The organism is Chitinophaga niastensis (genome assembly GCF_003014755.1).
Taxonomy (GTDB): Bacteria; Bacteroidota; Bacteroidia; order Chitinophagales; family Chitinophagaceae; genus Chitinophaga; species Chitinophaga niastensis.
On the sequence record NZ_PYAW01000002.1, the window covers coordinates 914,234 to 926,818 of the forward strand.

A 12,585-nucleotide genomic window follows, 5' to 3' on the forward strand; every position below is an offset into this window, starting at 1 on the left:
AAATTCTGATAACTTTTTATCAATCTCAGTTATTACACTTTGCCCAGTGCGAAAATCAGGCAGCATATTATTATTAAGTATCTATCTGCTGAATTTTACTGAGTATGATTTTTCTTCTCTGTCACTATGGTATTGCAGCTGATCTTTGTTTTGCGGGTGATGCCGGAAACAAAGGGTCAAACGCTGGAGGAAATTGAAACAACCATGATGATGCACTGGTAATAAAAGTGCATTATTATTGTAGATAAATAAAGCCAGGAAATTATGATACACCAGGTAGTTTGTTTTGGAGAAATGTTGTGGGATATTATGCCGGATAAGGAATTACCCGGTGGTGCGGTGATGAATGTGGCCTATAACCTGCAAAAACTGGGAGATGCCGTATCGCTGGTATCACGTGTGGGTAAGGATGACCGCGGAAAGGCCCTGCTGGATATGCTGGCGGGCTATGGGCTCAATACTTCTCTGATACAGGTGGACAATATGCATGAAACGGGCAAGGTGTATGCTGATATGACGAATCCGCATGATGTGCATTATGATATCGTATATCCGGTAGCGTGGGATTTCATCAGTTGGGAGCCTGCACTGGCAAACCTGTTGCAACAAACCTCTTCCGGGTATCTTGTGTTTGGTAGTCTCTGCTCGCGTCATGATATCTCCCGTAAAACATTGGAGCATGCACTGGCAACAGACGTTATAAAAGTATTAGACATTAATCTGCGCGCACCGCATTATTCTCAGCCGCATATTGAATGGCTGCTGCAACACGCTCATATATTAAAACTGAATATAACAGAACTGGAACTCATCAGTGGCTGGTATGGTTTGTTCAATGATAAAGAATCAGCCGTACGCGGGTTGTCTGCCCGCTTTAATATTCCTGCCATCGTTGTTACGATGGGCGGCGATGGGGCCATGCTTTTTATGGATGATACATGCCATTATCAACCTGGTATAGCCGTTACCGTAGCAGATACCATTGGCAGCGGCGACGCTTTCCTGGCGGGCTTGCTGCATAGCCTGCTCCATCAGCGTCCGACAAAGGAATGCCTTGCTTTTGCCAATGCACTGGGTGCGCTGGTAGCGTCTTATCCCGGTGGCTGCCCGGATTATCAGGTGAAGGAGATAGGAGAGATGATGAAGATCGTTTGAATACCCCTGCTCTAATATTTTTCTAATTTATTTCTAACTCCCCTCTAAAAGCCTTTTGTAGCGGGCTGGCGTAGCTTTGCAGGGCATTTGAAAAAATAATACCGCACCATATGGATAGTGAGCTGTTTTTTTAAAGCGCCAGCCCGGCCTGAACGCGTTCCTGGTGGGACTGGCAGCCCTGTTACTCATCTTTAAAAATAAAAGGAGGTTGTAATGAAAACAATACTCAAAGACACCAGGAAATCAACTTTGGCCCTCCACGCCAGAAGCAAAGGCGGAATTGCCCCCGATACCAGAGCCGCTACCAGGTTGAACAACGCCGCCTACCGCGATAAGGACTTCTTCTTTGCCATGCTGGATAGTAGTGATATGGGTCTTACCCCTGAACAGGTACATGAAAAAGGGATACGCTATGGCGCCAATGATGTAGACCATGAAAAAGCACCCGCCTGGTACCTGCAACTCCTGCAGGCATTTCTTAATCCTTTTATCGGCGTGCTGATTGTCATTGCAGTTATTTCCCTCATTACCGATGTATTCCTGGCTGCTCCGGAAGATCGTGATTATAAAACGCTGGTAGTAGTGTCTATCATGGTGATGCTGAGCTCTCTGCTCCGCTTCTGGCAAGAGTTCCGGAGTAATAAGGCGGCGGAACAGCTTAAGAGTATGGTAAAAACAACCGCTACCGTATTAAGAAAAGGGCCAGGTAAAAAGGAAGTAGATATCAAAGAATTAGTACCGGGCGACCTGGTATTTTTATCTGCAGGAGATATGATACCAGCGGATTGCCGCATCCTGCAATCAAAAGACTTATTTGTAAGTCAGGCGATGCTGACAGGTGAAGCCCTGCCCGTTGAAAAGCGGGAATATACCATTACCAATACCGACGACAGATCTCCGCTGGAGCTGGAAAATATCTGCTTTATGGGTACCAATGTGGTGAGCGGCACTGCCATGGCCATTGTGGTAACTACCGGCAGCCAAACCTACTTCGGATCTATCAGTAAATCTGTTACCGGTAAAAGAGCGGAAACGAGCTTTGATAAAGGGGTTAACAGTGTCAGCTGGCTGCTCATCCGTTTTATGCTGATTATGGTGCCGCTGGTACTGCTGATCAATGGCTTCACCAAAGGCAACTGGATGGATGCATTGCTGTTTGGTATAGCCGTTGCCGTTGGTCTTACTCCGGAAATGCTGCCGATGATTGTAACTGCTAACCTTGCGCGTGGTGCTATGAATATGAGCAAACGCAAGGTGATCGTAAAACGTTTGAATGCCATTCAGAACATTGGCGCGATGGATATTCTTTGCACAGATAAGACTGGTACACTCACCCTGGATAAAATAGTGTTGGAAAGACACTTAAATGTGTTTGGTAACGATGATGATGAAGTACTGAAATGGGCTTACCTGAACAGTTATCATCAAACCGGACTTAAAAATCTGCTGGATGTGGCCGTACTGGAGCATGTAGAGATACATGACTATTTAAAGGTAGCAGACTATTTTAAAAAGGTGGATGAAATCCCTTTTGATTTTCAGAGAAGAAGAATGTCTGTTATCCTGGAACAACGGAATAATAAACATTTGCTGATCTGCAAAGGTGCGGTGGAAGAAATCCTGGATCTGTGCACACATGCTTTTGATCCGGGTGAAGACCGGCAGCTGCATATTGAAAATGATAAGATCATTCCTATTGATGCCGCTATGCGGGAAGGTATTTTGAAAACATCCAGGAAGCTGAATGAAGAAGGCTTGCGGGTACTGCTGGTAGCTATCAAAGAATGTGATGAAAGACCACTGAACTACTCCGTGGCGGACGAAAATAATATGGTACTGACAGGCTTCATCGGTTTTCTTGATCCGGCAAAGCCCTCTGCCAAACCATCTATTGAAGCATTGCATAAGCTGGGTGTAACCTTAAAGGTATTAACCGGCGATAATGAAATTGTGACCAAAAAGATCTGTCATGATGTTGGGATTCCTATTAACAGCATCTTACTGGGCAACCAGCTGGATATGCTTTCAGACAAGGATCTGACCAGTCAGATAGATGATATTAATATATTCGCGAAACTGAGTCCTGCCCAGAAAAGCCGCGTGGTAAGGGTATTACAGGCCAAAGGACATACCGTAGGGTTTATGGGCGATGGTATCAATGATGCAGCCGCTTTGCGCGATGCAGATGTGGGCATCTCTGTAGATACAGCGGTAGATATTGCAAAGGAAAGCGCTGATATCATCTTACTGGAAAAAGATTTAATGGTACTCCGTAAAGGGGTGATCTATGGCCGCAGAACTTTTGGTAATATCATCAAGTATATCAAAATGACCGCCAGCAGCAACTTCGGGAATATGTTCAGTATGCTGGGCGCCAGTGCACTACTGCCTTTTCTGCCTATGTTACCGGTGCAGATCCTGATTCAGAACCTGTTGTATGATATCTCACAGATATCTATACCATGGGACAGGATGGATGAAGACTACATTGAAAAGCCCCGTAAATGGGAAGCCGGAGGGATCGCACGTTTTATGGTGTTCATAGGTCCTATCAGTTCTATCTTTGATTACATTACCTTTTTTGTGATGTTCCAGGTTTTTAAGGCTAATTCACCGGAGCACCAACACCTGTTTCAATCCGGCTGGTTTATTGAAGGGTTGCTATCGCAAACACTGGTAGTGCATATGATCCGTACCCGCAAGATTCCCTTTATTCAAAGCTGGGCTACTGCACCGGTACTGGCACTTACCACGGCTATTATGGCTATCGGTATCTTTATTCCTTTCTCTCCGTTTGCGGCGGGTTTGAAGCTGGAACCATTGCCAATGGCTTATTTCCCATGGCTGATAGGTATCCTGCTGGTATATTGTCTGCTTACACAACTGGTGAAGACCTGGTTCATAAAGAAGTTCCACCAATGGTTGTAATGGCCTTGTTTTAGGTTTGTTCTATTGTTTGTAATAATGTGTGTTGTGATGATGCATTTCTTTTATATGAAGAGAGGCATTATCACAACACTTTTTTTGTGCAGATATTTTGAAAAAAAAGGTATGTAAAAATGAACAATTTATAACGACCTGCGTTTGTTCAGGTAAAGGAATGGCTTTTATAGCAGATTATTAAAATATATACCCCGACAGCATTAGCAACCGAATAGACTTACCAATTATTGTCATGCTCCGGAATCGATGTGTACTGGCATTTTAGGATTTCCTTCTTAATTAAATGCGGCTATGAAAAAAGTTTGTGTCATCTTAATACTTTGTTTGCAGGCGCAGTATATATGGGCCCAGGAACAAAAATCTCTTGAGCAACAGGCAACGATCTATTACCTGCAACATGATTATGCGAGGGCTGCCAATCTTTATAAAAGACTGGCCCAAAAGAAAAAGGTAAAAATAAAAACGCTGGAACGCCTGGCAGACTGCTACCGGCAGACAAATGCATACACCGATGCTGCCGGCTGGTATGGCAAGTTGGTAACCATGCCGGATACAAAGCCAGAGGACGGCCTGTATTACGGGGATATGCTCAAAAGCCTGGGCAGATACGAAGAAGCAAAAACCGCCTACACACAATATGCACAAAAAAACAATCAGCCCCAACAAGTGGCAAACCGCATTGCAGGCTGCGATGCAGCCATGCAGTGGATACAACATCCTACCAGGGATGATATCCGTAATGTAACAAGACTTAATACAACCAAATCTGATTGGGGAGCTACCTGGTATCCCAAAGGGATTGTGTTTATGTCGGATTCGTTATTACGTGATCAACTGGCACATGGCAGCGAAGTGGATAAAAATAAGTATGGTCGTACCAATTATTCTTACTACAAATTATACCTGGCAGATAGCAGCAATTATGGAAATGTGTACCTGAGCGATCTCTCTGCAACGTTTAACCAGTACCGTTACCACGTGGGACCAGTAACATTTGATAAAGGTTACCAGACCGCCTGGTTTACAGTAACAGATCCGGACCGCCGCATCGCCGTGCAAAAAGAGAAGATAGAGAAAGTAGTCATATCCGGCAGCCGGCGGTTGGAGTTGTATAGTAGCCGCAAAGATTCCAGTGGGAAATGGATGCAGCCAACTGCTTTTGCATATAATCAACCTGATAAATATTCAGTAGGACATGCAGCCCTCAGCAAAGACGGCAGCATATTATATTTTGCTTCCGATATGCCGGGGGGACAGGGAGGTACTGATATCTGGTATAGTGAACGGCAAACAGATGGCAACTGGGGAACACCTCAAAATTGCGGGCCGGCTATTAATACCAGTGAAGAAGAAGAATTTCCTACCATTGCGCCGGATGGTAATCTTTATTTTTCCAGCAAAGGCCTTGTAGGCATGGGCGGATTTGATATCTTCAAAGCCAATGGTAGTAAGGCGCAATGGAGTACGCCGGAAAACCTGCATTATCCCATGAATACTTCCGGAGATGATTTTTATTTTGTCAGCAGGGAAGATGGCAGCGGATATCTTTCATCTAACCGGACCGGAGGAAAAGGCGATGATGATATTTATGCCTGGCATGCACCGGAAACACCATCTTTAACACCCATTACACCACCTGCATTGCAGATTCCTTTTGAAGGCACTGTATGTCCGCGGTACTATGGCGCCTGTATATACCTGTACAACAGGCAGCGTGGTATAGGTTGGTGCTTTATGGCAGATCCGGGCAGAACCATCAGCATCATGCTGGAAACAGAAACAGATTATGTTATCCGTATTACGCCTAATGGTAATCGCGCTAAAGACAGTATTGAATTTAACACTCGTGGACTGAAAGGACCGGATGTATTGAAAAAGGATATTTGTCCGGAGAATAAAATGAAAGCAGGCGCTGTTTTCATCATCAAAAACCTTTATTACGATTTTAATAAATCAAATATCCGTCCGGATGCAGCCCTGGTGCTCGATAGCCTGGCAGAAGTCTTACGGTCGCATCCTACTGTAAAAATTGAATTAGGTGCACATACTGATAGTCGCGGTAGCAATAAATATAACCTGCAACTTTCTCAGCAGCGCGCCAATGCAGCAGTGAAATACCTGGTCGGCCGGGGCATATCACGCAACAGGTTAGTAGCTAAAGGGTATGGCGCTACTCAATTACTGAATCGTTGCAGGAAAGGCGTAGCATGTAGTGAGGAAGAGCAGCAGGAAAACAGGAGAACAGCTATAAAAGTACTCAGAGAGTAAATATACTTTTAGTAAGCTTTTCGATATTACGCCGGGTAGTTTACCGAAATAATAAAAGCATTACTGTAAGTACAGCAATGCTTTTATTGGTGGGGTAGCAAGTAATCATTTGCGTGTAAAATTTATCTCCATTTCTTTAAATTCTTTACCATCAGCAGTGCGGTACATTTCCATGAGCTGGTGGCCATCATCCTTCCATTTCATTACTTCCCGGATGTTCATTTCCTTGCCGGAAACAGGATCCTTCACTTTGCCGTTTAATTCCAGGGCCATGGCATCCTGGTTCCATCTGCCTTCCAGTATCATCATACCGGTACTCATGTTATCTATCCATGAACTGATAAATACCTTGCGGGAATTATCATAAGCAAGGGTGCCTATTCCTTCAAATGGCATTCCCATCATGGTGGCGGTAAAGCGGCTGTCCTGGTAGCGGCCGCCCAATATCATTTTGTTGGTGCAGGTACCGGTAGCTTTTGTAGGTGGTGCTCCGGGGCGCTCCCAGAAAGTCATGTCAGTAATCCAGTCACCATCGGCTTTAGCCATACTTTGATGATTCGGGCCTGGCGTCATATATTCCATCCAGGCTTTTTGTGCGGCAGCAGAATCCTGCTGTGCAAATGCGTTTGTGGTTATTAACAGGCATAACGCAGCTGTTAACAGATAGATTGTTTTCATGATGTGCAGCTGTTTTAATTGAAGTTAAAAATGGGGTATGACAATAAATGTTTTGACAATTAAAGGCTAAGTTAATTATTTAATGATCGCAGCGAATGATACATGTTGCACCGTATAGAAATGCCTAACTTTGATAGGCATGGGTATCATCGAATAGCATTATGGAAACAAAAGATGTTGATGCGATAGTCGTAGGGTCTGGCCCCAATGGTTTAGCTGCAGCCATCACGCTGCAGGAGGCGGGCGTGTCCGTATTATTGCTGGAAGCAAAAGATACCCTTGGCGGCGGCATGCGTACAGAGGAGCTCACGTTGCCGGGGTTTTACCACGACGTATGCTCTGCAGTGCATCCTATGGCAATGGGTTCTCCCTTTTTTGCAGCGTTGCCGCTGGCTGATTATGGTCTTCAGTTTATTCATTCCCCGTTGGCGGCTGCTCATCCGTTTGATAATGGCACCGCTGCTTTCCTTTCGAGATCATTAGAAGAAACAGCAGCAGCTTTGGGGGTAGATAAAAAAGTATACCTGGAGCTGATTAAACCGGTAGCAGATCATTGGGAAGAGATTGCCGCAGATAGTATGGGGCCATTGGCATTTCCCCGTCATCCCCTTATCATGGCCCGGTTTGGAATGAATGCATTGCGTTCGGCGGCAGGGTTATCAAAAAGATTTTCTACGATGGAAGCAAGAGGTTTGTGGGCGGGCATGTGTGCACATGCTATACAACCACTGACCAATCTGGCTACAGCTGCTATTGGCATTATTTTATCTGCGGCCGGACATCGGCATGGATGGCCTGTTCCCAAAGGCGGCTCGCAGGCTATTACCCATGCATTAGCCGCTCATTTCCTCACCTTAGGCGGCGAATTTCAAACAGGCGTTACCGTTAGGACGCTGGATGAGTTGCCTTCGCACCGTGCATTGCTGTTTGATCTTACGCCTAAGCAGCTGCTAACTATTGCCGGGGATAAATTTTCTGATCCATACAAACGGCAGTTGTCCCATTACCGTTATGGTCCGGGCGTATTTAAAATTGACTGGGCCCTTAGCGGCCCTATTCCTTTTACTGCGCCGGAATGCAGGCAGGCAGCGACGGTGCACCTGGGTAATACATTCGAAGAGATTGCTTTGTCGGAGCATAATGCCTATGCCGGAAAACATAGCGTGGCACCTTTTGTACTGCTCTCGCAGCAAAGTTTATTTGATGAAAGAGCACCCGCCGGAAAACATACTGCCTGGGCTTATTGTCATGTGCCCAATGGCTCGGAGGTAGATATGACCAATGTTATTGAAAGACAGGTAGAACGTTTTGCACCCGGCTTCCGGGAACTGATCCTGGCAAAACATACCATGAATACCCGGCAAATGGAGGCTTATAATCCAAATTATGTAGGTGGTGATATCAACGGTGGCATCATTGATATCAGGCAACTCTATACGCGTCCTGCATTGCGTGTATCTCCTTACCGTACTTCTGCCAAAGGAATTTATATCTGTTCTTCCGCTACACCTCCTGGTGGTGGCGTACATGGCATGTGCGGGTATCATGCTGCTAAAACAGTACTGAAAGATATTTTTTAGTATTTATTATCCGGGAAAGAGCAACAGCGTTAAGAAGCAGTATGATTTATATTAAAGTACACGGAAAAAATGACGACCGTATATCTTCACAGATATACGGTTTATTTATATTTTTTTACGTAAAACATAAAAAAATAGTTGTTTTGGATAAAATAATTGTCGTAGATTTATAAAAAAATAAAACTATGAACCGTCTGTTTATTAAGATATTGAAGTTCGTGGTGAATGCAGCCTGGTATATATTTATACCATTAATGGGCATTGTGAGTGTAGTAATTGCTGTTAAGATCTGGCAAATGGGTTATCTGATCTGGGATATCCCGGTATACATTAAGCAGGTAAATAATTTACCTGCGATTCAATCATCGGGTGCTTCTTTTCAATACCTGGGACTTAACAATGCGGCAGCTGTATTGAAAGTAAAAGTAAAGCTCACGCCTTTGCTGGTAGCAAATGTGGTGATATTTTTCAGTGCTTCCATGTTCCTGTTATTTGGCATCTTACATCAGCTCCGTAAAATTTTAAATTCCCTGAAGGCCAATACTCCTTTTGCCTTTGAGAATGTAAGACGGCTGCGTTTAATCAGCCTGTTTGTTTTCATGATGACGGTGCTGCAGTTTATTGATAGTGTGCGCAACTATTTCCTGCTGCCACCTGATTTCCCCGGCCTGGCCGATGTTTACCGGATTCAGATCTACTGGGGCTTTCAGCCCATTATAATCAGCATTGTGGTGTTTGTATTGTCTGAGATTTTCAGACAGGGATATCATTTGAAAACGGATAATGAATCTTTTGTATAATGGCTATTATCATTAACCTGGATGTGGAAATGGCAAAGAACAAAATGTCTTTGACAGAACTCGCCACGCGCGTAGGCATCTCTATGACTAATTTATCATTATTAAAAACGGGTAAGGTAAAGGGGATTCGCTTTGAAACGCTGGAAGCTATTTGCAGGGTGTTGAACTGCAAGCCCGGAGATATATTGGATATTACAGCAGAGTAGCGGAAATTGTCTTTCTCCCGATTAGACTGATTATGCTGATTACACTGATTTTATTTTTTTATTTTGAAAGATTTTAAAAGATGAGCGGAGGTTGTCTGAACTGTGATTTTTGTGATTAGAATGATTATTCTGATTAGCGGAGATTTTAGCGGAGGTTGTCTGAACCAGGATTTTTAGGATTGAATGGATTACCCTGATGGATGCCGAAGATCGAAGCAAAGATAGTCGCTGATATCTTCCGGATAAAACAACATAACACCCATCAGGGTAATCCATTCAATCCTAAAAATCCTGGTTCAGACAACCTCCGCTAAAATCTCCGCTAATCAGAATAATCATACTAATCACAAAAATCACAGTTCAGACAACCTCCGCTCATCTTTTAAAATCTTTCAAAATAAAAAAACAAAATCAGTGTAATCAGCATAATCAGTCTAATCGGGAGAAAGACAAAAGTTTTGATTTTCCGGAATTTGATATTATCTTATACCATTCCATTTTCCATTTAAACCGGATCAAACGTTATGAAAACACAGCTGGTACTAGTCTTTTCCCTACTCATTGGTTCTTTTTTGCAATCGAATGCACAATCACGGGAACCTGTACTTCCTGTCATTGGTATTGCCACTTCTTTTGAAAATGATAGTTTAGCCGCGGCGAGTGGTTTTACCTGCCTGGAAGAAACCGTGAAAAAAATTCTGTCGCCCGCTGTGAGTGATTTGCAGTTTAACGCTCAACTGCAAATCATCCGGCATGCCCGTTGTAAAATTCAAACCTGTAATGTATTCATTCCCGGATATATTAAAATTGCCGGCAAAGAGGTGAATGAAGCAAGGGTACTGGGTTATGTAGATTCTGTGATGCAGCGCGCTAAAATAGCCGGTATACGGCTGATTGTATTAGGTAGCGGAGAAGCCCGTAAAATATCTGCAGACGCCGACAAGGCCGTGGTGGTAAAACAATTTGTGTTGCTGGCCCGCAAAATGGCCACCATTGCAGCGCGGTACGATTGCATCATTGCTATGGAAAATCTGAACAGCTCAGAAACAAATTTTGTGAATACCCTCGCGGAAGGCAATGAAATTGTTACCGCCGTAAATCATCCCAACTTCCGGCTCACTGCAGATATCTATCATATGCTGAAAGAAAATGAATCGCCTGCCAGCATCGAAAAGGCAAAAGGCAATTTAGTGCATTGCCATATTGCCGAAAGAGAAACGAGAACGGCACCAGGTGTAACCGGGCAGGATTTCAGGCCTTACTTTGCAGCACTCCGTAAGATCGGCTTTCATGGCCGAATTATGATGGAATGCCGCTGGGATGATCCTGCCAAACAATATAAACAGGCATTTGATTACCTGCAAGGACAGCTGAATGAAGCTTATCAGGCTACCAACAATAAATAAACACACTACTATAAACAAAAACTAATTCCACATGTCAGCATCAAAAAAAACAAGGCGGGAATTCCTGCAACAATCATTACTGGCAGGTGCCGGTATTACTATCAGCGCTATGGGCATGCCGGCCAGCAGTTATGCCCGCATTATGGGCGCTAATGATCGTGTAAACGTAGGACTGGTAGGCTTCTCCGACCGTGCCCGGCAAGCGCTCCTGCCTTCTTTCTTTAATAATAATAAAGAACTGAACTTCGACCTGATAGCGGTGTCTGATATATGGAACAGGAGAAGAGAGGAAGGAAAAGCTTTTTTGCAGGAAAAAACAGGTCATAACGTGCAAGCCTGTATGAATAATGATGAACTGTATAACATCAAAGGACTGGATGCTGTATTTATTGCTTCTGCCGATTTTCAACACGCTTATCACACCATTGAAGCAGTAAAAAATAACTGCGATGTATATAGCGAAAAACCATTTGCAGAAACTATGGAAGAAGCGCGCAATGCGCTGAAAGCGGTGAAAGATTCCAAACGGATCATGCAGGTGGGTACGCAACGCCGCAGTGGTGCCAGCTATCACTCCGCTGCTAACTTTATCAAAGAAGGAAAGTTTGGCCCCATTACGATGGTGGAAATGACCTGGAACGTAAATCAGCCGGGCCGCTGGCGTCGTCCTGACCTGGTAAAATCTATCCGTGAATCCGATACCGACTGGAAACGTTTTCTGGCCGGTCGTCCGCAGGATAGCTGGGACCCGCGCAAATACCTGGAATTCCGTTTATTCTGGCCGTATTCCTCCGGCATCTTTGGGCAGTGGATGACGCATCAGATAGACACGGTGCATTGGTTCAGCGGTCTGAAACATCCACGCAGCGCGGTAGCCAATGGAGGCATTTATATGTGGAAAGACGGCCGTAAAAATCCGGATACCCTCACCGCAGTATTTGATTACGGTCCGGAAAACGACCCCAGTGACGGATTCCAGGTGATGTATAGCAGTCGCTTTCATAATTCTGCCGGAGGCACAAAAGAAATATATTATTCCAATGGCGGTACTATCGACATGTCTACCAACAAAATAAGCGCCACTGGCGGTCTTACTGAAAGAGAAGCGCAGGAAATGGGCATGCACGCCAATCTCTTACCAGACCTCATACTCAGCAATGCAGAAAAAGTTACCACCAGCGCCAACACCGGCGGTGATGCACTCACCAATGCGCATGTACGCAACTGGATGTCGTGTGTGCGTGAACGTAAGCAACCCAATGCACCCATTGAAGCCGCTTACTCACATTCTATTGCCCTGATTATGGGCAACGCTGCCTATCGTACCGGCATGAAAGCCACGTTTGATGAGGCTACACAGGAAGTAATGGTAGGAGGGAAGGTGTTTAGGATGTGATTTTTTTGATTATCCTGATGAGCGAAGATCTCAGCGGATATTGTCTGAACCAGGATTTTAGGATTGAATGGATTACCCTGATGGGTGTTATGTTGTTTTAATTATCAGAGATATACGCGAAAATCTTTCATTTGGTCTTCGGCACCCATCAGG

9 protein-coding genes and 1 pseudogene are annotated in these 12,585 nt (G+C 44.4%); 9 read left to right on the top strand and 1 reads right to left on the bottom strand.

Annotated elements, in window-relative coordinates; translation table 11 throughout:
- Positions 1-120: 120 nt before the first annotated feature.
- From CLV51_RS29910 to CLV51_RS12355, 4 genes and pseudogenes are all read left to right on the top strand, one after another.
- A pseudogene (locus tag CLV51_RS29910) lies at positions 121-222 on the top strand (hypothetical protein); the annotation flags it as partial.
- A gap of 42 nt (positions 223-264) precedes the next feature.
- Positions 265-1,155 carry a carbohydrate kinase family protein gene (locus tag CLV51_RS12345; protein WP_245898699.1) on the top strand — a complete coding sequence of 297 codons (891 nt, stop codon included), beginning with the start codon at positions 265-267 and terminating at the stop codon, positions 1,153-1,155.
- A gap of 213 nt (positions 1,156-1,368) precedes the next feature.
- Positions 1,369-4,083: a magnesium-translocating P-type ATPase gene (mgtA, locus tag CLV51_RS12350; protein ID WP_106528332.1), complete on the top strand. Its 2,715-nt coding sequence runs from the start codon at positions 1,369-1,371 to the stop codon at positions 4,081-4,083.
- 306 nt (positions 4,084-4,389) lie between these two features.
- On the top strand, positions 4,390-6,366 hold the full coding sequence (locus CLV51_RS12355; RefSeq protein WP_106528333.1) for an OmpA family protein: 1,977 nt from the start codon (positions 4,390-4,392) through the stop codon (positions 6,364-6,366).
- Positions 6,367-6,471: 105 nt separating this feature from the next.
- Here CLV51_RS12355 and CLV51_RS12360 read toward each other — a convergent pair whose 3' ends face one another.
- A complete protein-coding gene (locus CLV51_RS12360) occupies positions 6,472-7,044 on the bottom strand; it encodes a DUF1579 domain-containing protein (protein WP_106528334.1) in 573 nt (190 codons plus the stop codon).
- A 161-nt stretch (positions 7,045-7,205) separates the two neighbouring features.
- Here CLV51_RS12360 and CLV51_RS12365 point away from each other — a divergent pair, with 161 nt between their 5' ends.
- The 5 genes from CLV51_RS12365 to CLV51_RS12385 all read left to right on the top strand — a co-directional run bounded on the left by CLV51_RS12365 (position 7,206) and on the right by CLV51_RS12385 (position 12,432).
- Positions 7,206-8,624 (top strand): phytoene desaturase family protein, encoded by a 1,419-nt coding sequence (locus CLV51_RS12365; protein ID WP_106528335.1) that lies wholly within the window; start codon positions 7,206-7,208, stop codon positions 8,622-8,624.
- Between the two features lie 185 nt (positions 8,625-8,809).
- The gene (locus CLV51_RS12370; protein WP_106528336.1) at positions 8,810-9,424 is read left to right on the top strand and encodes a DUF2975 domain-containing protein; all 615 of its coding nucleotides are present in this window, start codon (positions 8,810-8,812) and stop codon (positions 9,422-9,424) included.
- Complete coding sequence (locus CLV51_RS12375; protein WP_106528337.1) at positions 9,424-9,630, top strand: helix-turn-helix domain-containing protein; 207 nt, start codon at positions 9,424-9,426, stop codon at positions 9,628-9,630. The genes CLV51_RS12370 and CLV51_RS12375 overlap by 1 nt, the downstream gene beginning before the upstream one ends.
- Positions 9,631-10,154: 524 nt before the next feature.
- Entirely contained in the window at positions 10,155-11,036 is an 882-nt protein-coding gene (locus CLV51_RS12380; RefSeq protein ID WP_106528338.1) for a sugar phosphate isomerase/epimerase family protein, read from the top strand.
- Between the two features lie 31 nt (positions 11,037-11,067).
- Complete coding sequence (locus tag CLV51_RS12385) at positions 11,068-12,432, top strand: Gfo/Idh/MocA family protein (protein ID WP_106528339.1); 1,365 nt, start codon at positions 11,068-11,070, stop codon at positions 12,430-12,432.
- Positions 12,433-12,585: the final 153 nt, after the last annotated feature.